At 62.3% G+C, this 23426-nt stretch carries 13 protein-coding genes and 1 pseudogene; 6 read left to right on the plus strand and 8 right to left on the minus strand.

What is annotated here, in order from left to right; translation table 11 throughout:
• The first annotated feature begins 129 nt into the window (after window positions 1-129).
• A complete protein-coding gene (gghA, locus tag KZ498_RS20635; protein ID WP_312621268.1) occupies window positions 130-2520 on the plus strand; it encodes a glucosylglycerol hydrolase in 2391 nt (796 codons plus the stop codon).
• A 90-nt stretch (window positions 2521-2610) separates the two neighbouring features.
• Here gghA and KZ498_RS20640 read toward each other — a convergent pair whose 3' ends face one another.
• From KZ498_RS20640 to KZ498_RS20660, 5 genes and pseudogenes are all read right to left on the minus strand, one after another.
• Window positions 2611-4791 (minus strand): heavy metal translocating P-type ATPase, encoded by a 2181-nt coding sequence (locus KZ498_RS20640; RefSeq protein WP_312621270.1) that lies wholly within the window; start codon window positions 4789-4791, stop codon window positions 2611-2613.
• Window positions 4792-4916: 125 nt separating this feature from the next.
• Window positions 4917-5345: a universal stress protein gene (locus KZ498_RS20645; RefSeq protein WP_312621272.1), complete on the minus strand. Its 429-nt coding sequence runs from the start codon at window positions 5343-5345 to the stop codon at window positions 4917-4919.
• 367 nt (window positions 5346-5712) lie between these two features.
• Window positions 5713-6450, minus strand: a complete 738-nt coding sequence (locus KZ498_RS20650; RefSeq protein ID WP_312621273.1) for a DUF4396 domain-containing protein — start codon at window positions 6448-6450, stop codon at window positions 5713-5715.
• A 348-nt stretch (window positions 6451-6798) separates the two neighbouring features.
• Window positions 6799-7038: pseudogene (locus KZ498_RS20655) on the minus strand (IS5/IS1182 family transposase); the annotation flags it as partial.
• Between the two features lie 264 nt (window positions 7039-7302).
• A complete protein-coding gene (locus KZ498_RS20660) occupies window positions 7303-11118 on the minus strand; it encodes a PAS domain S-box protein (RefSeq protein WP_312621275.1) in 3816 nt (1271 codons plus the stop codon).
• Between the two features lie 242 nt (window positions 11119-11360).
• Here KZ498_RS20660 and KZ498_RS20665 point away from each other — a divergent pair, with 242 nt between their 5' ends.
• On the plus strand, window positions 11361-11675 hold the full coding sequence (locus KZ498_RS20665) for a hypothetical protein (protein WP_312621276.1): 315 nt from the start codon (window positions 11361-11363) through the stop codon (window positions 11673-11675).
• A 577-nt stretch (window positions 11676-12252) separates the two neighbouring features.
• Here KZ498_RS20665 and KZ498_RS20670 read toward each other — a convergent pair.
• A complete protein-coding gene (locus tag KZ498_RS20670) occupies window positions 12253-13023 on the minus strand; it encodes an SDR family oxidoreductase (protein WP_312621277.1) in 771 nt (256 codons plus the stop codon).
• 478 nt (window positions 13024-13501) lie between these two features.
• Between KZ498_RS20670 and KZ498_RS20675 the strand changes: the two genes are divergently transcribed.
• Window positions 13502-17956, plus strand: coding sequence for a PAS domain S-box protein (locus KZ498_RS20675; RefSeq protein ID WP_312621278.1), 4455 nt, complete (start codon window positions 13502-13504; stop codon window positions 17954-17956).
• A gap of 110 nt (window positions 17957-18066) precedes the next feature.
• On the opposite strand, the gene KZ498_RS20680 is transcribed toward KZ498_RS20675, so the two are convergent.
• Window positions 18067-18501 carry a winged helix-turn-helix domain-containing protein gene (locus tag KZ498_RS20680; protein ID WP_312621279.1) on the minus strand — a complete coding sequence of 145 codons (435 nt, stop codon included), beginning with the start codon at window positions 18499-18501 and terminating at the stop codon, window positions 18067-18069.
• Between the two features lie 279 nt (window positions 18502-18780).
• On the opposite strand from KZ498_RS20680, the gene KZ498_RS20685 reads away from it, so the two are divergent.
• The gene (locus KZ498_RS20685; protein WP_312621280.1) at window positions 18781-19974 is read left to right on the plus strand and encodes a hypothetical protein; all 1194 of its coding nucleotides are present in this window, start codon (window positions 18781-18783) and stop codon (window positions 19972-19974) included.
• A 179-nt stretch (window positions 19975-20153) separates the two neighbouring features.
• Here the strand turns inward: KZ498_RS20685 and KZ498_RS20690 are convergent, their stop codons facing one another.
• Entirely contained in the window at window positions 20154-20648 is a 495-nt protein-coding gene (locus KZ498_RS20690) for a DUF3592 domain-containing protein (RefSeq protein ID WP_312621281.1), read from the minus strand.
• A gap of 940 nt (window positions 20649-21588) precedes the next feature.
• On the opposite strand from KZ498_RS20690, the gene KZ498_RS20695 reads away from it, so the two are divergent.
• Window positions 21589-21810 carry a hypothetical protein gene (locus KZ498_RS20695; protein ID WP_312621283.1) on the plus strand — a complete coding sequence of 74 codons (222 nt, stop codon included), beginning with the start codon at window positions 21589-21591 and terminating at the stop codon, window positions 21808-21810.
• Window positions 21811-22405: 595 nt separating this feature from the next.
• On the plus strand, window positions 22406-23272 hold the full coding sequence (locus KZ498_RS20700) for a CPBP family intramembrane glutamic endopeptidase (protein WP_312621284.1): 867 nt from the start codon (window positions 22406-22408) through the stop codon (window positions 23270-23272).
• Window positions 23273-23426: the final 154 nt, after the last annotated feature.

The raw sequence follows: 23426 nt of genomic DNA on the forward strand, positions 1-23426 counted from the left end.
GCCCACGTCCGGGGGAATCGGTTCGCAACGGTACCATAGAACAGTACAACGGGCGGGGAAACGCTCATACCGCTCGTGAGAGAAACTGCCTGCTATGCGAGCACTAGACAGGCCACGGGATGAGTGCTGATGGACCGGGTCACTTTCCTGGCAGACGCGACCGAAGCGCTGTGTCGCTGGCAACGCGAGCGACTCGACGAACACGACAGCCGGTTCGAAGCGGCAAAGCATATCACATCTCGGCTCGGTGCACACTGGCGGGACGGTCACGCCGAGTTCGGGTTCTGGACGCCGGAGCTTGTCGGTGAGGTGCCGGCCGATGCCGTCGATCTCGAACTGCTGACGGCGACCGAGCCGGTAGACCTCACCGCATCCGAGCAGACCGTCGCCTTCGACAGACAGCTCGTGGAGACGCGTCGGGACGGCGAGTTCACGTGGGTCGCCGTCGACGGCCCACGGCCGGGGACGCGGGACCGGCTCGGGACGCTCTACCGTCTCAGCTACGAGCAGGACGGCGGGCGGGAGACCATCACCGACCCCTTCGCCGAGTCACTGCCCTTCGGCGCGTACGGGCCCCCCGAGCTGTATGACATGGACCGACTCGATGAACAGCGAGAGGACCGTTCGTACTTCCAGGCGCTCGCGGAAGACGGCGTCGCCCCCCAGGCTCACGAGGACGACGGGTCGCCTCGCTTCGAGCCGGCGACCAGCATGCTCGAGGTCCATCCGGGAACCGCGACGGAGTCGGGCACGCTTGCGGGACTCACCAGTCGATTCGAGCAGATCGGACAGAAACAGCGCGACGGCGAGGCGCTGACGCCGGCCGAGCGCAACTTCACCGGGTACGACGCCGTCCAGCTGATGCCGCTCGCCCCGATTACACAGAACGAGGACGAACTGGGCTACTGGCTTCCCGAGGCCGAGAGCGAGTCGCAACTCACAGCGACGGTCAGACGGCCCGATATGATTAACTGGGGGTACGATATCGTCATCTCGGGGTTCGGAACGGTCAACCCGGCCATCCTGGAGAGCCGTCGGCCGGACGAACTCGTCGACCTCATCGCGACCCTGCACACGATGCCGGACCCGGTCAAGGTCGTTTTCGACATCGCCCTGGGCCACGCCGACAACGGCGCGCTCCCCTTGCTCAACGACGAGTGGTTCGCTGGACCGGGGATGTACGGGCAGGAGCTCGATTACACCCAGCCGGTCGTCCGTGCGGGCCTGCTCGAACTCCAGCGCCGCAAGATGGACTTCGGGGCGGACGGTATCCGCGTCGACGGCGCACAGGATTTCACGAACTGGGACTCCGAAGCCGAAGAGGAGTGGCACGACGACGAGTACCTGGCCGAGATGGACCGGGTGACACAGGAGGTGGCCGGCGTCGAGTACCGCCCGTGGATGATCTACGAGGACGGCCGCCCCTGGCCGCGGTCGGACTGGGAACTGGCCTCGACGTACCGGACGCTCATCGAGGAGCACCCCCACGCCTACCAGTGGGGGCCGGTCACCTTCGCTCACAACACGCCGGCACTCCAGACGTTCTGGGCGACGAAGTGGTGGCGCGTCCGCGAAGTCGCGGATATGGGCGAAAACTGGATCTCCGGGGTCGCGAACCACGACACGATCCGTCGCGGGACACAGCTCGAACCGGACCCACCGTTCAGCCAGCCACAGATAAACCGATATCTCGGTGATAGCCGCCAGGAACAGCTCGACCGGGCCTACAACAACCCCGCCACGACGATCCTGTTCCACGGCTTCATGCCCGGGTGTCCGATGGATTTCACGCACGCCAACATGCGGGCCCCGTGGGGCTTCGTCCGCGATACGGACGCCGTCTGGAACCTGAAAGTGCTCGCCGAGGAGAAGAACTTCCCCGAGTGGCAGGTCCGTGACCGTGACTTCGCGGACGACCGCTTTTTCACTCGCCTCAAAGAGTGGGGCTTCGAGAGCCGCGAGGACCTGAGCGCGTTCCTGGCACGTCTCAGCGACGCCGTCAGCATGACAGACTACGACAAGACCGAGATGGCGACGCTTCTCTCCGTGGCCGGCACACCCATCGGCGACGACCTCTCCGTCGAGGACCTGGAACAGCTGGGTCGCGACTGGATGCGCGACGTGGCGCACTTCTCCACGCTATCACACTGGACGGACGCGCAGGACGACGAACGAACCGCGTTCGACCTCGCCGTCAGGCAGTTCCGCCACGAGCACGACTGGGTGGCGACGGATTTCACGGGCGAGGACGACCTCGACTACGTCTACCCGACTGACGGGACCGTGCTGTACTACGGCCACCGCACCGATCCGGAAACTGGAGAGGAGCTCCTGTTCGTCGGGACGATGGAGGGCGTTGCCGAAACTGTGACCCCGACTGCTCTCGCGGGCATCGACGAGAACGGCTGGGATGTCGCGCTCTCCTCACCGGGACTGGATATCTCTGCTCCGAGCGACACGGTGACTCTCGCTGACAGTCAGGCGGCGCTGTTCGTCCGACCTGGTGAGAGGGGCCCATAGAGCGCTCCACCGAATCCTGGGCGGCCGGGCGCTCGGGTGAGGGCGACCCCTGTGCGAGACAGGCTGTGGGCGGTCCCATTCACAGACAGTTCACCCACGAAAGCCAAGCAACCGAAGGCCGTTCAGCGAGACGAGTACCGTCGAACCCTCGTGCCCAATCACTGCAAGCGGCAGCGGAATCCCTCGGAGGAGGATGGTGCCGACCATGAGTGCAATCGCACCGAACGCGATGGCGAGATTGACGGTGAGCGTTCGGCGGGTCTTGCGTCCGAGACTGAGGACGTAGGGAATCTTGCTGAGGTCGTCACCCATTAGTACCACGTCAGCAGTGTCGAGGGCGACGTCGGTCCCTGCGCCACCCATGGCTATGCCGAGGGTTGCCGTGGCAAGCGCCGGCGCGTCGTTGACGCCGTCGCCGACCATCGCCACGTTCTCGTGTCGCTCGACCAGTGCTTCGATGGTCGCCACTTTCTCCTCCGGCAGCAGTTCAGCCTGCACTTCGTCGATGCCGACCTCGTCGGCGATCCGCTGTGCGACGCGCTCGTTGTCGCCTGTTAGCATGACGATGTGCTCCACACCGAGCGAGCGGAGGTCGTCGATCATCTCGGCAGCGTCAGGGCGAACGGTGTCGGTGAATGCGAGCCACCCCAGGACGCTGACTTCGCCGTGGCTCTCTCGGGCGACGAGGACGCTCGTTTTCCCCTCCGTCTCTAAGGTTTGGAGGCGATCAAGGCCTCCTTCGAGGCCATCGATTGCCGCGTCTCCGAGAACGGTCTCGAAGTAACTGCGATTCCCAATATGGGTCGTCGTGCCTTCGACGTCCGCTTTGACCCCTTTCCCGGCGGCTGACTGGAACCGCTCCGCGTCAGCGACAGTGAGTGACCGGGCTTTTGCTGCTCTCACGGTCGCACGGGCGAGGTGGTGTTCCGAGCGGGCCTGCACCGCGGCCGCGATGGAGAGCAGTCCGTCCTCGGTCAGTGTCTGGTCCGTCGTCCCGTCACGGACGAACACGTCGGTCAACTCCGTGTCGCCCTGTGTGAGTGTCCCGGTCTTGTCGAAGGCGACCGCATCGATGCGTGCCGCGCTCTCGACGTGCTCGCCACCTTTGAACAGGACGCCCTGCCGCCCGCCGGAGGCGATTGCTGAGAGGACTGCCGCGGGCGTCGAGATGATGACCGCACACGGGGAGGCGGCGACCATGAGCGTCATCGCGCGGTAGAACGTCCCCGTGAACTCGCTCCCGAGCGCGAGCGGAATCGCAATCGCCGCAATCGTGAGGGCGAACACGCCGAGGACGTATGGCTGTTCGAGACGGTCGATGAGCCGCTGTGTCGGTGCCTTCTCGCTCTGGGCACGTTCGACCATGTGGATGAGGCGGCTGATCGCCGATTCGTGGGCCTGCCGCGTGACCTCGATTTCGAGGCTCCCGCTCTCGTTTATAGTCCCGCCGAACACCTCGTCGCCGGGCTCTTTCGGCACGGGGACGGATTCGCCGGTGAGCGAGGCTTGGTCGACCGTTCCCTCGCCGGACGTAACGACGCCGTCGAGTGGAATTCGGTCACCAGGTCGGAGGACGAACACGTCACCGACTGCGACGTCGTCGATGGGAACCGTCACCTCCTCACCGTCACGCAGGACCTGCGCTTCGTCCGGCCGCATCTCGACGAGGGACTTGATCGCCCGACGGGAACGGCCGATAGCGTAGTGCTGGAGCGTGTTCGATAGCGAGAACAGGAAGAGAAGCATCGCACCTTCGAACGGGGCTCCTATCGAGAGGGCACCGAGCGCCGCGACGATCATCAACAGGTCGATATCGACCGCGCGATGCCGGAGCGTCTCGATGGCCCCCTTGAGCCCGTACCACCCGCCGAAGACATACGCGACGCCGTAGCCAGCCCACCCGAGGAGTGACGGTCCACTGAGCCACCCTGTCGCCAGGCCGGTCACCATGCCGGCCAGCGTCAGACCGACGAACACTGCCTCCCGTCTGAGTTCCGAGCGGGTGGTCACCTCGTCGGTTGCCGTGTCAGGATCGTCTTGAATCGTGACGTCACGGTTGCGGACCGCTTCACGAAGTTGCTCCTCCGAGGTGACGCTCTCGTCGTAGGTGAGCCGGGCGCTCCCCGTTCGGAACGAGACGTCGACGTCGTGGACGCCGGGCGTGTCCCGGAGGTGTCGTTCGAGCGCTCGCGCTCCCGCCTCGCCGCGACCGCCTCGTCGTTCTATCTGGACCGTACACGTCGATAGCGGGGGTGATTCAGTAACGGTCACGCGCTCTCCTCATACACTGTGAGTTGACTTTGCATTGTGGGTATGTCACTGTGTCTTCGTCTAACCGCATACGAGGGCGGGTCCTCGATATTCTGGAGTCCTCCTCTCTTTCTGGTTCGTACAATTCAGCTGATGACCGTCACCGGAATCCGTGCTCGGCGGGTGACTCTCTCGGCGACGCTCCCGAGGAGCAAACGGTCGATTCCTGAACGGCCGTGGCTGCCCATAACAATCTGATCGATGTCGTTGTCGGCAGCGTATTCGAGGATCGCTCGTGCCGGTTTGCCGACTTCCGTGACAGTATCGAGTTCGCTATCCCGTTCTGCCGCGAGGTCCGTGGCCGTCGTGTGGATTCTGGTTGCCTCTTCTTTCGCATTCTCGTACCAGTCTTCGGCGACTGGTAAGCCGCCAGCCTCCACGTCGATAACCGAGTCCGCGGGATTAATCACGTAGACCGACGTGATGTGTGCGTCCGGGAACGTCTCGATAGCGTATGTGAGCGCACGCTCTGAAAGCGGCGAGCCGTCGAAGGCCACGAGAACGGTGGCAGGCATGAGACAGATATTTCTTGGGAACTGAAATGAACGTACTGCTCCGTGGATAGCGCGACGATGATTCGTAAGGGTGGGCCTTCAGAAAAGTCGGGTTCGGGACCATCGCTCGTCCGGATTCGACGGTTGAACGCCGACCGTTTCCACAACCACCCCCTCGGTATGGTTGTATCGACCGCCGAGTACCGACAACGGCCCGGACTCAGGGATCTGTTGGGGAACAAACGTAGGTCAGTGCATCCGGAGCCTTCGAGCTGGTTTGACGGTGAAGGTATCTCGGTTGTCGACCGGTTCTGTCGTGACTGTGCAGGGACACGCGGCAAGTTCGCCATCGATGTTGATGACGGCTGAATCAGTATCGTGAGATGCCCTAGTCGGCGGCTTGTGCCTGTCGACCGCGCTGTCCTATCTCGGCCGGATTCTTCATACCTTCCTTGACACCGAAGTAGACCAGAACGGCGTTGACCGGGAACGCGAAAACGAACCCGACGGATAGCGAGAACGCGAGCGCGCCCCAGAACAGCAGATCGGAGATGTGGGCCTGGCTGGCGATCAACAGGTCCGTCCCGATAGCAGCGATCTCCATGATGGTGATGCTCGGTGTCTCGCTGTAGAGGGCGTCGAGCATCGCCTCCCCGAAGCCGACACCCTCCTGCATCAGCGGGCCGACCGTCAGGGCGTACCCGAACAGATACGCGAGCGCGAACGTCCCTGCTGTGACGACGAGCGTACTCTGGAGTGCGAGCAGGCCCGCAAGGAGCGCGAACCCGAGGACCTCACCGGCGCCACACCCAGAGTAGCAGTGCGCAGTCGAGCGGCACCCCCGGCGCCACAGCGAGTCGTTGCTGATCTGGGTCCGACCGGAGTACCAGTAGACTGCGAGGCCGAACGGACCGGAGTAGAGGACGACGAGCGTCCAGACGCCTTTCATCAACGACGGAAGCGCCTGATTCCGCTCACGGATGTCCCACCAGAGGGTGCCGACGGACGCGACGACCAACAGCGCCCAGACACCCATCACCAGCGGGTCCGAGAGTATCGGTTTCATGACGTGGCGAACCGGGGCGAGTGCGTGTTCGATCTGTGTGAGAAGTCCTTGGAGTTGCATAGTTACGGAATAGCTGAAACAATTCGAAGCTGTGCGCTACCGTCTACCGCCTGATGAATTGTTACAGGACATAGTAGGGGAGGGAAACTTTCTGCAGTTGTGGTTAACATTCCAAAGTGAGTCCTGTCACTATTTCTGTCTTTCAACTCTTCCATCATGAACGGGGCGGGCGAACCGTACCCTCGGCGAATTCGGCGGCTACACGTTTCTATCCCTGAAAACGATTAGAACGCCCCATACACGGCTTATAACGGTCTACTGCTTGGATTCACACACATTGTGATAACTCCCGAACGGTCATACGAGTAACCGAGGAGAAATACAATGCCCACCTTCAAATTCGGACTGGCTGCTCGGGGCCGGCACAGTCGCGACTGCAGGATTCACCCGACCAGGCGCTGCCAGGAGACGCCCGTCGTCGAGAAGTGGTCGATACGTTGTGTCTTTCCGACCGTTGAGACACAGGGTGCTGATGGAGCGTGTGGCGTTGTTTCGAGAACTTCGAGGGGTATCGAGCCCGGCACGTTGCGCTAACTCAAATGCGTCCTCGACAACCCGGAGCAACCGTGACTTTGGGCGAGTCTGCATCTACTCGAACTACCGACTGAATCTGTGACTCACTACGGATTTCAACAGCGCCACGTGGACTCATTTTCGGGCTGGTCCTGTGGTCCGAGTTCGCCGTTGTCGTCTGGAGAAACGTGAGGAGGGACGGGAATCTTTCTCCATAGAGGTCGCACTCAGTCTCGCAATGCAGCGGAGATACTGCTCACCCGAAGAATCCGTAGTGCAAACCCCCTGAGATGGGATAGACGTGTGGTGTTCGTTCAGCGGTTCCTGGAGTGGTGCCAGCTACGACGGTGTCTCGGCCGATAGTAACGAGTCGAAGACCTTCGCCTGTGCCTTCCTGAGGTGTTGATGGAACGTCGGTGGCGCCACCCCCAGCGAATCCGCCATCTCCTCACCGGAAGCGTCCCGCGGCCAGTCGAAGAAGCCCGCATGGTAGGCGGCCTCAAGCGTGGCCCGCTGTTTCTCGGTCAGGTCCGACAGGAGTTCGCGCTGTATTCGTTGTGGGTCGGCGGCGGCGCGCATTATCTGGCGGCGCCGGCGCATCTCGGCAGTCTGATACGCCGCCTCAACGGCGTCGATGACCCGGCGCACGTCGACGCTGGGTGCGAGGTGAATCCGGAGATTGAAGTCACCATCCACGAGGACGGCCTCTTCGACGTAGCCGCCGAGGGAAGCGACCGTCGACAGCACCGGTGGATTGCTCACCTGGAGTTCGAAGCGCCGCAGATCACCACCATCGCGGAACTCGACTGACTCCCAGTACTCGAGCACGTCGACGATATCCTTGACGGTCTCGACGGCACCGGGCGTCGCAGTCCCGTAGACGATGAACCTGTCGCCGCCACGTGGGACCGCCCGTTCGAGCGTAATCCGTTCGTTGGCCGGCATCGACACGCCCAGTTCGTCGATAATTCCATCCATGTGGAAGTCGAGTTCGACGAGTTCGTCACTCATCAGCGCCTGCTTGCGCTCGGCGGCGGCGATGGCGTGGCCGACAATCTCGCCAAGCTGGTCGATGACTTTCTTTTCCTGGCCCTCGAACGCCGTTGGTCGGTCCGCGTAGACGCCGAGCAGTCCGTAGAGCGTTCCTTCGTAGGTGATAGGAATCGCGGCCGATGACCGGTAGCCGTACGTCTTTGCGTGCTCGCGCCAGGGCTCGAAATCGGGATCGGTCATCGCGTTTGGGGTGGTCTGTATCTCCAGTGTCCGAATTGCCTTGCCACTTGGCCCCTGCCCCGACGGCTCGTCCGGGTCAACCGAGATGGAAACCTCATCGAGGTAGCCGTCTATGCCGGCTTCGACGTGGGGATCGAGCGCCATAGTATGGCTGTCCACCTCGGCGATCCAGGCGAACTTGTAGGACTCTGACTCGGCGAGGTGCTCGCAGACGGTCGCCTCGATCTCCTCGCGCGTGGACTGTTCGATGACGGCCTCAGTGATCTCGCGTACGACCTCGTTCAAACTGTTATGGGCGGCGAGTTCCTCATTGTTGCGGACGAGCCGGCTCTCATACTGGCGGCGTTCGATAGCCGTCGCGAGGATGGTCGCGACCGTCTGGATGAACTCGACGTCGTGGTCAGAGAACTCATTCACCGTGGTGTCATGGGTCCCAAGTATGCCCCACGGGTCGTCGTTCGAGCCGATGACGACGCTGATTCCGCTTTTCACGTCGTGGTTCGTCAACAGAGCAGGCCCGGAAAACCGCGCCTCCGTCGTCAGGTCCTCGACGATCACCGGGTCGCAACTCTCCAACGTGTAGGCTGCCTGGGACTCGGCCTCGACGGCGGAGACCGTTGCCGACCCGACGATGCCGTCGTCCCAGCCGACACCCTGCCGGAGGAGGAGTTCGTCGGTGTCACAGTCGAGGTCAAGCACCTTACAGTAATCGTGGTCGAGTGCCTCTGCGATCATCTCTGTCGCCTCTGTGAACAACTCGTCGAGGTTCTCGGTGTCGAGGGCATCCTGCCCGAGGTTTGCGACCACACGTTGCTGGCAGACACGGCGTTCGAGTTCGCGCTCGCGCTCTTTGCGCTCGCTGACGTCGCGGGTTACCCCACAGCGACCGACGCGTTCGTCCCCGTACTCGAACGGACCGAGTAGGGTTTCCACGGGCACGGTGTGGCCATCCGCAGACTCGAGCTCAAACTCGAGGACGCCGACGTCGCTGTCGCCGCCGAGTACCTCCGCTTCCAGTTCGTTGGCAGCCTCGTTGATTTGCTTGCTGTTGATGAGCGTTGCTTTTGCTCCGAGGATTTCCTCGCGGTCGTAGCCGACGAGGTCGCAGAACGCCTCGTTTACGATGACGAAGCGATCATCCTCGTCGAGTGCGTACACGCCGTCCCAGATGGTCTCAACGAGCTGCTCGTACTGTTCGAGTCGCCGCTCGCGTTCCCTTCGCTCGGTAACATCCCGCACGACGCCGATGCGCTCGTGATTGCCGTTGGTCGCCGTCACCGTGAAGGTCGCCTCACCTATCCACGGTTCCCCGTCCGGCCGCTGCAGTTCGGCTTCGAGCGTCGCCGAGTCTCTCTCCCCGTCGATCAACTCCGACTCAAGGACGGAAGCCTGTTCCAGCGTCGGCTTGTCGTCGACCACTGTTGAGACGTGGGCACCCTGGAGGTCATCTTTCGACCGGCCCACCATCGACGCGTACTGGTCGTTGACGAGGGAGATGTGGCCGTCGTCCCCGACGATGTACACCCCCTCGCTCATCGTCTCCACGACGCTGCGATAGCGTTCGAGTTCCTGTCGACGGTGCTTGCGCTCAGTGACGTCCCGGAAGTACACCGACAGGCCTGTCTCGGAGGGGTAGACGTGGGTCTCGAACCACGTCTCCATCGGTTCGTAATATTCCTCGAATGTCACCGATTCGTCCGTCTCCAGAGCCTCCTCGAAGGCGGCCTCGGCCTTCTGACCGGGTTCGAGGACGTCCCAGACGTGCTCGCCGATGAACTCGCCTGCGGCACGGCCGAACGCGTCGGCCACCTGGTCGTTGTGATGGACGAAGCAGAGCTTCTCGTCCAGCGCGAAGAAGCCGTCGTCGATTCGCTCGAAAATCGCCTCCAGTTCGCTTTCCAGGTCGTCGCGCTGTCGGCCGAGCTGCCGGGCTTGCTCCTTGAGTTGGGTGACGTCCTCGCCGGCCACGACAACACGCTCGACCTCGCCGTCCTCGCCCTCCAGCGGGGCGGCATTCACCGTCAGCCAGCGGCGCCCGCCGCTGGGGTCTTCGATCTGACACCGCCAATCGCGCACAGCCTCGCCAGTCTCGAACACCCGTTCGGAGGGCCGCTCTTCTGGGGGAACCAGGACGCCATTTGCGTCGTAAAGCCGGCGGTCTTTGATCCCTGAGCCCTCCTCGACGTCGTGTCCACCGAAGATCGCCTTGGCCCGCGCGTTCGTCTGGACGAGCTCCCCTTCGGCGGAAACGATGCCAAGACCGACGGGGATCGTCTCGAGGATGCGCTCGACCAGGTCCCGCTCGCGACGGAGTTGCCGTTCTCTTTCGCGGCGGTCGGTCATGTCGCGGGTGACCTTCGCGAACCCCTCCAGGTCGCCCTCGTCGTCGTACATCGCCGTGATTGTGGCGTTCGCCCAGAATTTCGTCCCATCGGCGCGCATACGCCAACCCTCGACCTCGATGGAGCCGGCGCGGGCGGCCTGCGCGAGGTTCCGAACAGGGACGTCGGCCTTGCGATGCTCCTCCGGGTAAAACGTCGAGAAGTGTTTGCCGACGATTTCCTCTTCGGTGTAGCCTTTGATTTCTTCGGCCCCGGGATTCCATGTCTTGACGTACCCTTGGGGATCGAGCAGGAAGATAGCGTACTCCTCCACAGCGTCCACGAGGGACTCTAACTGGGGCTGTTTGTCTCCATCTCTACCGTCGTCATCAGTCGGTGGTCGCCACCAGACGCGGGCGTTTGCGCCCACCTTCTTCGTTCGCAAGCGGCCCTGGTCGACCAGGCGCTCGAGGCGATCGTAGGTGCTCCGACGGCCCAAGTCGAGTTCACCGGCGATTTCCGAGGTCGTCCGCGGCGCCACCTTGCTGTCGAAGAGCGCGAGAGTCTCGCGGAGCGCGCCCGTCAGTGGCTTGGTGTTCATTACGCTCTGTGAGCATCCGAAGAAGTATGAAGGCTCCGTCGTTGGAGGGTGATTGAAAGATGCCACCTGATCCCACCTGTAGATGAGTTGTAAACTTCCGACCCAGAACCGGATGGACGTGGGTCGCAATCGACCCCAGTTCCCGTCTCGAACACCTCACATTGTAGGCGACGATACTACCCGCAATGAGGAACTTGAGAGAGTAAGCCGGTCGAGGCCGGTTCACTGAAGAGAGAATCACTATGAGCCAGACACAACAACGAAATTCAGAGACGTACGTAGGGGTAGAGTCGTTAAGTGAAGACGACTATCATCGATTGATGGCGGTGAGGCGACGCCGGACGACGCTGGCTGCCCTGGCGGAGTTGCGCTTCCCGATTGACCTTGACGATATCGCGGCGGCCGTCGTCAAACGGGAGAAGGACATGCCAGATATTGAGGAGACCAGCATCGACCAAGTCGCAATGAAACTGCATCACATCCATTTGCCGAAGATGGATAGTCTCTGCGTGATTGATTACGATCCAGACACCAACCGTGTCGTGGCTTGGTCCTGAGAGCGGGTTGGTTTCTGTTCCTCATTCAGGATCTGGTCCGATGAATCTGTAGTTAGTGAGGCGGCACCGACGACTCGTTTTAGGAAACGAACTGGCCCCGCTCTGGGTGCGTATCGATGGTTCCCGGACCATCACGTTCCCTCTTCAAGCCGGATAATCTACGGTCTGTGGATACAGGCTCCGAGCATTGCACGGGCTGAATCCTCGTCTCCGAAAGTTGCCAGTGCGTGTCGTGATGAATAGAGGGCGCGTATCGGCTACCCGCGAAGATGGGAGCCGAAGGTAGCTACGTTTGAACAGCTCGGACTGACTGATTGAATTGAACAAGACGCCTGTGACTGCAATACTTTGATCTAGCGGGACTGTTTCGTTCGCCCATATATTCTGAATCCTCAGTGTGGATGCGTTCATACCGGGACCCCAGACCGACAGGGCAGGGTGCGAGAACTGTTGAATGATACCCGGCCTGCGGATGCAGAACAATCGGTCCCGTCCCATCCACGTACTGCATGCTGATGCTGAATGTCGAGGTGCTCGCCGAACTCGCCGACTGGGCGACGTAGTGGCTCTCCTCCGCTCAGGTATTGGTCATCCCGCCGTCGACGACCAGCGACTCGCCGTTGACGTAGTCGCTCATGTCGCTGGCCAGGTAGACGGCGGCGTCCCCGATGTCTTCGGGCTGTCCAAACCGTCGAGCGGGTACCTGCTGGAGGAACGCTTCCTCGCTCTCTGACCCGATGATGGGCACGTCCTCGCTCACCATCTTCGTCTCGATGATACCCGGGTGGATGGCGTTCGTATTGATGCCCTCAGGTCCGTACTTGTCGGCAAGCGAGTACGTCATCAGGCGCACGGCGCCTTTCGACGTGCAGTACGTGACGAAGTTGTCGGACCCGGAGAGACCGGCCACGCTGGAGAGATTGATGATGTTACCCTCGGTTCCAGCGTCGAGCATCCGTTCGATAGCGACCTGTGCGCCGAAGAAGGTGCCCTTGACATTGATATCCATCAGCCAGTCGTACTCGTCCTCGGTGACCTCGGTGAACTCCTCAGCCCGGAAGACACCCGCGTTGTTCACCCAGATGTCGAGCGTCCCGAGGTCCGACGCCGCGTCGGCCGCTGCCTCGTGGTCGCTCTTCTCGGTCACGTCACACTCGACGTAGGTCGCTGAAACGTCGTACTCGGATTCGAGCAGTTCGTGGGTTGGGGTGCCACCCTCGCGTGGCTCTTCACGCACGTCGGCCACGACGACGTTCGCACCCTCGGCGGCGAAGTGTTCACAGATACTGCGGCCCAGTCCGCTGGACCCTCCGGTGACGACGGCCGTAGATGTGTTAAGGAGTGTCATGATCTCCGTATCACGGCTCTCTCCCCGTAGGAGTATAGTTGTTTGTGTTCTGGTGAATAGATGCTGAATTATAGTTGGAGTACGTCGGGCATTTCTATACACGGGTGAAACAATAAGAGGGGAGTATGGGGAGTGGAGCGCGTGAGGACGGCATGTCAGAGGGCACTCGGTGGGCTCCAGCCCCAAGCGGGGAACGGGTGATGGTGGGGTTTGTCGGATACTTTTCGGGGACCGCCTCCGACCGGCGGCTACCTCCACCTACTGGCCGATGTGTACTAAAACCCCACAGGGTGTTTCTGACTCGGAAACTCTGTTCGAGGGACTACCAGCGTGTTACTGGCCGATGTGATCTATTACGCACAACACCAGTACACCTATAACCGCCGTCGTGCCCGCTTCGTTCTCCTCGATACGTCGATTGTGCGTGAATTTATCATTGTTCGTGTTAATGTGACAGTGACAGCAAAATGCTTCACCGATGACACCCACCAGCGAACCACTGCGAGTGGTCGCGCTGGGGGGCCGTGATATCGCCACGGAACTCGACGAAGAGACGACCGCCGCCGGGCGACCACTCACGACCACGACTCTCCCGCCGGACGACTTGAACGGCAGCGTTGAACCCGACTGTCTTCTGGTCGACCAGCGCGAGTTGGATAGGTGGGCCCCCGTCCTAAACAGAGCCACCGAAACCTGTCCATCGGTTCCGGTCGTCGTTCTCGTCCCGACCGCCGCAGAAGACGCGGTAGCGACAGCCATCGAGCGCGGTGCGACGAGTACGCTTCCGCGGTCAGTGTGTACCACTGAGCCAGCTGCCGCCGCAACCCACGTCGGGCGCCTCGTGAACGGCGACGGAGACAGCAGAGCACAGGAAACAGGGCCCGGCATCGCGACGGACGACCGACTGCAGCTCGTCGCCGACAACGTCGATGAGATCATCTACGTCGCGAACTGGGACTTCTCCGAGGTCGAGTACGTCAATCCCGCCTACGAGGAGATCTGGGGACGAACGGTCGAACAGCTCTACGATGACGCGACGGCGTTCATAGAAGGGATTGACCCTCGGGACCGCGAGGAATTCGAGGCTGACTTCGAGGCGATGCGAGCGGACATCCGGAACGGAACGCCAGAGGAGAGCTACGAGTTCGAGTTCCGAGTCCGCCAGCCGGACGGAGCGATCAGGTGGGTGACGGCGACGGGCTATCCCGTGACGACGGAGACGGGCAAGAAGCGATACGTTGGGATTGTCGAGGATGTCACTGACCGCCGTGAACTAGAACGGACGTATCGCGAGCTTTTCGAGAGCGTCTCCGACGGCATCGTCGTCCACGACCCCGAGACGGGCGAGATCGTCGACGTCAACGAGCAGTTCTGTGTGATGAACGGCTACGACCGCGAGGAATTACTCGGTGAGACCGTCGAACTAATCACGCCGGACGACGGCGCGTACTCCTATGACAGCGCGAGAGAGAATGTCAAACTGGCAGCCGAGGAAGGGCCACAGCTGTTCGAGTGGCGCAATGAGCGGCAGTCCGGCGAGACGTTCCCCGTCGAGGTGAGCCTCCGACTCGCTACGCTGCAGGGCGAACAGCGGGTGCTCGCTAGCGTCCGTGACATCACCGAGCGTCGGGAGCGCCAGTCCCAACTCGAGACCGAACGGGACCGCTGGTCGGTCCTGTTCGAGAACACGCCGGACCCAATCATGGGCGTCAGGTTCGTCGACGGCGACCCGTATATCACCGAGGTCAACGAGGCGTTCGAGACGGCATTCGGGGCCGACGCCGCGGACATCACCGACCGCTCTATTGCGGACGCGATCGTCCCGGACGACGAACGCGAGGGGTACGAGGAGATCCGCCGACAGGCACTAGCCGGCGACCCTGTCGAGACGGAGGTCCGCCGGGAGGCCGCCGACGGTATCAGAGACTTCATGCTCAGGGTGCTTCCGTTCGAGAGCGGGGGTGACCGCCATGCCTACGTCTGGTTCACCGACGTCACCGAGCGCCGCGAGCGCGAGCGGGCTATCGAGGAGGAACGACAGAAGTACTCGACGCTGGTCGAACAGAGTACGGACGGAGTCGTCGTGGTCCGGAACGGCGAGTACGTCTTCGTCAACGAGCGGTTCACGGAAATCACCGAGTACGACGAGGGCGAGCTGCTGGGGATGCCCGTCGAACAGGTGTTCGCCCCGGAGTCTCGCGAGCTGATCCGGGACCGATACGAACGCCGGGTGGCGGGCGAGTCGCCGCCGAACCAGTACGACGTCGAGGTGGAGACGGCGACGGGTGAGCGCCGGACGCTTGAGTTGGCCGTCTCGCGCATCCAGCACGAGGGCGACCCCGCCACGATGGCGACCTTCCGCGACGTGACCGACCGGAGAGAGCGCGAACGGACCGTCAGGCAACTCCAGGTCGCCACCGAGCGCCTGCAGGGCGTCGACACGGCCGAGGCGGTTTTCGACATCGCCGTCGAGACGGCGCGGGATGTCCTCGGGCTGCCGATGACCGCGTGCTGGCGGTACGACGACGAGCACGACCGGTTAAGCTACACCGCCGGGACCGAGCCGGTGGAAGCGATGGAGACCGGGCCGGTCTCGTTCACGCCGGAGGACCGGGAGTACGAGGTCTTCCACGGAAGCGAGCCGACGGCGTACGACCCGAGCGAGCATCACCCACACAACCCACTCGAACAGTCACTCATCGTCCCGATCGGTGACGAAGGACTTCTCGCGGCCGGCGAACGCGGCCGACAGGAGTACGAACAGTACCTCATCGACGTGCTGGGCGTCCTCGCGGGCCACGCGGCGAGTGCGATCGAGCGTGTCCAGCGGGCCGAACAGCTCCGGGAGAGCGAGCGCAGACTCGGTGCCATTATCGACCGGATCGACGAGGCAATTTTCCTGGCGCCGGCCGCCGAGTTGACTAACACCAACCCTGCCGCGGAGTTCGTCAGTTCGGGATACGAAGACATCTGGGGCCAGTCCCTCGAACGCATTCAGGAGACGCACGACGAGGGCTTCTTCTCGACGCTGCATCCCAAGGACCGGGACGACTACCGGGCGCTCATCGAGGACATCGTCGCCGACGTGGAGCGAGGGGAGCCACGAGACAGGTACACACACGAGTACCGCATCGAGCGGCCGGACGGCGGCTGCCGGTGGGTCCGGTCGGAGTTCTACCCGACAGCGTGGCCCGACGGTCACCCGCGAATCATCGTTGCGAGCCGGGACGTGACCGACCGCAAGGAGCGCGAGCAGACGCTGGAGTCCTTCCACGACGCGACCGACGAACTGACGACCGCCGAGACGACGGCCGAAGCCAGCACCACGGCGGTCGAGGCGGCGGCGACCGTCTTCGACCTGCCGGCGACTGCCGTCTATCGATACGACGACGAGACCGGCCGTCTCGACCCGGCTGCGAGCGGTCCGGAACTGCCACCGGCAGCGGACCTCGGCTCGCTGGGAACGGAGCACGAGGCCGCGTGGGACGCGTTCCTCGACGAGCAACTGCGACGCGTCGACGACGCGGCTGACGCACTCACCGACGACGTTCCGGACGGCGCCGCACTGCTCTTCCCGCTGGGCGGGAACGGCCTCCTCGCAGTGTGGCGGTCCGACGAAACCTTCGACACGGACGCCGCGAACATTCTGGCCGCGACGCTGGAGGCCGCCCTCAACAGACTCCGTGGCGAACGACGACTCGAGTCTCGGCGGGCCGAACTCGAAGCCCAGACCGAGCGGGCACGCCGACTGGAGTCCATCACGGAGCTCACACAGCGCGTCGAAGCGGCCATCACGACGCGGTCCTCCCGCGAGGGGATTCAGGAGTCCGTCTGTGCTGAACTGACTGACGTCGACCCGTTCGAGGCTGCCTGCGTGGTCGAAGCCGACGTCGGGTCGGACCGCCTCCAGCCGCGTGCGTTCGCCGGGATACCCCGCGACGACGTCGAGGAACTCCTGCTAGACGCGGCCGCAGACGCGAACCCGGCAGCACGCGCCTGGGAGACGGAGGAACCCGTGGTCAGAAACGACCTCGTCGGCAGTCGACGACAGGGGGGCTGGCGCAAGCGACTGCTCCGTGACGGTATCGGGTCTTTCTGTGCCGTTCCGCTGTCCTACGAGGACGTTACTCACGGCGTGCTTACGATCTTCGCGGACGAACCTGACGCCTTCGAGGAGCGCGCGGTCGACATCCTCTCTCAGTTGGGCACCTCCATCGGGTACGCCATCACGGCGGCAGAGCGGCGGCGTGCGCTCGAATCCGACGACACGCTCGAACTCGAGTTCCGGGGCGAGAACACCGACCTCCCGATTGCGCGGCTGGCACGGACGTTTGAGTGCCGAGTCAGCCACCAGCAGACGGTTCGCAGACAGGATAGCTCGGTCAGCGTCTACTACCTGCTCGCCGGTGACGTTCCGGCTGAGGTGGCCAAGACGGCGGAGACCGTCCTTCCCGGTGACCTGCGAGTCGTCTCCCGGGGGGCCGACGAAGCGGTCATCGAACGGCGTGGCTCTTCCTGGTTCGGGTCGTACGTCTCGGAGCACGGCGGGATCGTCCGACGCGCACGGGGGACCCCAGAGGGGGTCACGCTGGTCATCGAAATCCCGACCGAGACGGACACGCGGACGATGGTCGAACGCGTCCAGGACGAATTCTCGGATCTGGAACTGTACGCACAGCGCCAGCACCGCGAGACGAGCCAGACCTCCAGAGAGATACAGGACCGATTGAAACGGGAGTTGAGCGACCGGCAGTACGAGGCCCTGGAGACGGCACAGGCGATGGGATACTTCGAGTGGCCCCGCGAGAACAGCGGCGAAGACGTCGCCGACGCGCTGGGGATTACCCAACCGACATTGAACAAACACGTCCGACTCGGCGAGCGGACGGTGTTCGATATCCTGTTCGGGTCCGACGACGGGATAGGGTCGTAATTCGCAATCGGGCCACATCAGAAAACCATCGCAGGCAAACAGGGAGCCGAGTTCGAGCGGTGGAGGGCCGAAACGTCAGCGGGGACACGTAATGAGGGGCTATCGGAGCCTCAGTCACTCACAGACTCACAGACGCGAACGCGGCCGTCGAAGCCGTCTTCACGGAACTGTACGGCGACCCCTTCGACGACGAGCCGGAACTGTTGTCTGTGGTGTCCGTCCGACTCCGGGCGCAGACGTGACGCGACGACGCCGGCCTCGGTCAGCTTCTCGAGCCGGCGGTACACCGTTGGACGGGACATATCGCACTCGTCGGCGATAGCCCGTGCCGGCATCTCGTCACTCGACAGCGCCTGCAGGATATCGGCGACGTACTCGTCGCCGAGCAACCCCAGAAGCTCGTCGAACGCGATAGCCGGCGAGTTGTCGCTGGCCGTCGATTGCTCGCCGACACTGTGTGTGATTTCGTTCCGGTCGCACGAGACATCCGACGTTCGGGCGGTGGGCGGCGTGCCGTCGCGGGACTGGGTCTGATTCCCCCTCATCAAGTAGACCCACGGACCGACACTCCCCGAATGTGGTGGAATTATTGACTGCCTCTGGCCAAAATCAGGGACTATGTATAATGACCGGGGGTGAAAAACCAGGCGTTCAACCACGCTGCCGGCAGAATCCGTGCCCAATCTCAGAGTCAGAAACACGCGGTGTCGGTTTAGAACAGACGCCGTCGTAGGTCTGCCCATGTTCCCATCTTCCCCATCGGCCTGTCCCCGGCGATGTGTGCGTCGCTGGAGCGAGTCGGCGGCTTCGGGAGGGCAGCCTGGATGACGGGCGGACCACGGGACGACGGGCTGGTTACCGACCGACAGACACAGCGTGAACGCCGGGACCGACCCGAGACTGCGGGTCGCGCACACGAGCGCCAGGTGCTGGTCGTCGGCGACGACCCGGTTGCGATCGCAACTGCGGGCTTTCTCGGTCAGGTAGGGCTCGACCCGGTACTGGCACGACCACCGAACGAGCGGGCGGGGCCGGATACACTGACACTGTGGCGCCCTGGGCTGGTGTTGCTGGAGCGACTGGGACTCAGACGGCCGGTCGAGGCCATCGGCACCAGACTGGACCGCCTGGCACGTCCACACGTCGATTCGTCGTGGGCGAGCGAGTCGAATCGACCGGCGCTACTGAGCGTTCGCCGAGCGGAGGTGTTGAGCCTCCTCGACCGGCGAGTCCGCGACCGCATCCGGACACCGGAGCGACCGATTGCGGATATCGACCGGACGCACAGTCGGGTCGACGTGACCTTCGAGGGTGGCATCGAGGAGTCCTTTGATACCGTGGTCACGACAGACTCGACGCTGGCGCCGACCGTCGAACCACGGCACGTCGCGGCCACTACCCACACGTGGACGTTCGACTGGCCGACCGACCGGCCGGCCCCGGACGGTCCCACCGAACGATGGCACGACGACCGGGCCGCGCTCTCCGTTCCAGTCGCAGATAGCACGCGCGTACGCCTCGTCTCGGTGACTGATCCGACTCACGCCGCGACCGACATCGACACACTCGAACGTCGATTCGGGACACTGCTGGGCTGGTCAGCGAACGCTTTCGGGACACTCTCACAGCACGCGATCCAGTATCACCAGGGCCGACGGGCCGTCCCTGTGTCGGTCCACGCGGACGGGGTCGTCCTCATCGAGTCAGCGGCACGTGCCTCGCTCCCGGGGGATTGTCTTCGAACGACGCTCGGAATCGAGGACGCGTGGGTACTCGCCGACGCACTCGCGTACGGTCCACGGGACCGTGACGACGCCCTCAACGAGTACGAGCGACGACGTCGCCGAAGGGAGCGGGACCTCGACCGGTGTTCGACAACCGCCACACCGGCAGCGCACCCCCCCAAAGACCTCTCGCCGTTGTTGTCCCGGTTGTGCGCGAGACGGGCCCTGGCCTTCCGGCACGTCACCACCGGGCACCTTCCCGACGTCGCGGAGTCGATACCGGCGTCGCTGTGAACGTCAATCCACAGCCCTCGTCAAGACGGACCGAACAGAAACATACGTTCACTCCGAAGCGGGCGGTTTGGAATAATTGGCTCCGTTGACCCCCGCTTCTCCAGAAAGGATTCTCGTGTGAAACAGCCGGTCAGTCGACGTGCGTGTTGACAGGGTCAGTGGTCATACGAGCGACCGATTCAGATTTTCTTTGCGGCGGAGAGCGTTCCGAGAAGAGTGGACAGTCCGCCAAGTCCAACAGCTATGAGCGGGGCGTTTGATGTTTTGTTCTTCAAAAATGCATCTCCCGGCTCGCTTGGAGACACATATGCGGTCGTCTGTGTCCCCTGTTCGTAGCTTTCGATAGCTGATTCGGCTGCTGACCTCGTCTCGTAGCTCTGCTCAATATTTGCGGGATACAGTTTCGTTCCGGTGTACTCGGTTCCATTATAGGTATACTCGAACTCAACAGTCGGTTCGTACTCTACGCCCGGGTTCGACGAAGTCCCGCTATCGGTCTCGATGCTGAGTCCTGTGATGGTCGCGTCTACTTCAACCGAGTTCCGAACTGCCTCAGTCTGCTGGACGTAATCGTAGCCTCCGTAACTGGCAATAGCAAGCCCGACAGCGATGTACAGTACTGCCTGTGCCAGGGTGTCAGGGCCGTTGACGCTGAAGCCTGAATCGCTGGCCATACTATCGTGCCTCCAACCGCTTGATTGTCGAGGACAGCCAGTGGATTCTGAGGAACGCAATCAACTGAGAACTGACCCCTTTAGACAACTGAACGCGCTGAGCCAAGCGGAGCGAAACGGGGGACTGGACGGCGTGTCGGTGGAGTGATTGGTGGCACTCCTGGAGGGCGCAATACACAGACACCGTTGCACTTGCTGGCCACTAAAATCTGTATGCAGCTACTGTCACAGCAACGGAACTCGTTTCAGTCACATGTCTGACCTGTCCGTGGTAGTAATTCGATAATCTGTAACGAATTGTGCGATATGTCGTTACTGGCGAGTCTTGCTTTGGTTTCAGGGGCACCCAGGCGAATACGCCGTTCAGCCTGGATGCACAGCGACCGCTGAGATATCTATCAGTCTCAGACATTGTTCGGAGCGCTGTGCAAGACCCAGGGCGCTTATCCATCAACACGAACGGATACGATTCCAACCGAGAGGCGATCAGCGGGTTTCCGTCCTGATATACAGAAGGGGTACGGCGATCAGATACAGCCCCATCCCTCCGACGACGCCCCACGTCAGCACGTTCGACGGGTCGAAGGTAGCCCAGACAGGGGCGACACCTATCAGGACCAACGTGAAGCCACGTATCTGACTTCGGGCCAGTATTCTATACCACGACCGACTCGCAGCCTTCGACGAATCGTCGTACTTCGAACTCGGCTGGGCGTACTCCGTGACGGCGGTCGAAGGAGCCCACGGAGACGAGCGGCCGCTCTATGATTCCGAACTATCTCTCCCAAATACACTGTGCCTTTGATGGGAGTTCATCGGCAGACCCGACCCAAGACTGGTTGCGCTCGGGAAGCGCATCGTCTGGAGCGTGAGCGATCCCTGACCCGGCGGAATATTTATGTGACACGTGCCGGTGGCTACCGCACACACAGGTGGATCGATGGTACTCACCGAGGCAACGGGCGTCCTCCTGCTTCTGGTCGGTGGCTACGCCCTCGCTCGACCGATGGCGATTCGGAACTTCCCCACGGCCGAGCGGTGGGAAACAGACCTCGAGGGGGCCAGAAAGGAGCAACGGGCGTTCGCCACACTCCTCGCGTTCGGCTCGATACTCGGCGGCCTCGTCCTGATTGCTCTCGGACTGCTCGGTCTGGGTCCGTAGATGCCCGCACGGGAGACGGAGTGCTGGCGTGGGCTGTCCCCCCATTCGGTCGGACTGTTTCAGCACTTCGCAAGGCCGGCACCGAGAGACTGACTCGTTCTCCTGTTCATCACCGGGTTCACAGGGCAGATTTCGAGCCCGAAAACGGGCGATTACCGGATTTCGCTGCCGTCGAGGGAACCGTGAGCTAACCCAACGACGACCAGTAGTAGCTGTCCGTCCCTGTCGATTCGTAAACAAACGAACTGCTCTCCGCGAATCTCAGACCGACCCCGACGAAGGTTCTCGTTCATTCGATACTTGCAGAGCTCGGCGAGTAACACGACGGTGACCAGGCTGTCTCTCTATCTGACCGCTTGCACTGGGTAGAAGATGCCTGTCGCCGACACGGGTTCGATTTCAGATACGCGAACGGACGGCTGTCGAACGCGTTTTCAGGGACTAAACCGGCGAACTATCTGGTTTCAGCTACGTCGAACTGAAGATGGCTGAAAATCGACTGCAGGGTTTCGCTCGCTGGCACAGTGTTCCAAACTAAACACGACGGGAGTGAAAACGCGAACGTTTTTATTTCATGTGATTGTCATGAGTGCGTATGGCCGTCATCGAGCCACAGTCCCCGACCAAACGCGATTCACCGGTCGCGCTCGGCGTGTTTGTCGCCGTGACGTTACTCCTGAGCTGGACACTCTCGTTCGTGCTTATCACCGACACAGTCCCGGTGTACACTACCCTGTTGTTGATGCTTACTCCAGCGACTGTTGCACTTGGTATCCGTCGGGTTCAGGGCCACTCGGTGCTGCGAACAATCGGTTCTTCACTTCGTGGTTCGACTGTTCGCTCACTCCTGTTTGCCGTGGTCTATCCGCTCGGGTTCATCGGGGTGGCGGCGCTGCTGGCGCTCACTACTGGTCTCGGGACGTATCAGGCCGGACCGGAGAACATCATCGTCACCGCGGTCCGGCAGGGCGGCGTGCTCCTGTTGGTTCTCTTCTTATTTCAGTCGTTGATCCGGATGTACGGTGAGGAATTCGGATGGCGTGGCTATTTGCTCCCGGAACTTACGGCGCGGTGGGGCCGTGTCGGGGCGACGGCTGCTGTCGGTGTCGTCTGGGCCCTGTTTCACTCTGCGTTCCTCTACAGGGCGGGGGTCGCGATCGGCGTCGAAAACCCGCTCCTGATCACTGTGGTTCAGGCCGGTGCCGTATTTACCATCTCATTTCCGTTCTCGTATGCGTACTATCTCGCTGATGAGAGTGTGTTTCCAGTGATGCTTTTGCACCTGATCTGGAACGTCCTCAACCCGTGGGTCCTCGGGGACATATACGGGAACGTTGACGGATTGGTAGCCGGGCAGATATTTGTCGTCAACGGGGAGGGGCTCGTCGGGGTCGTCCTGGGGCTTGTTGGAGTCGGTGTGTTCATTATCCTTTTTCGACGGGGGACCCTCAGCAGCGGTTGACTGGGGTCCGCGAGGGGGTACCCGTAGTTTGAGCGGCCACACACATCAGCGTAGCTCCGGTGGTCCGAGGAATCAGATACTGCCTGGCACCCCCACAGGTCCCCCCAGTAGCTGGAGAACGTCGGCACCGACACCCGACATCCCAACGCGTTCG

Source organism: Haloarcula sp. 1CSR25-25 (assembly GCF_032027985.1).
In the GTDB taxonomy this organism is placed as follows: Archaea; Halobacteriota; Halobacteria; order Halobacteriales; family Haloarculaceae; genus Haloarcula.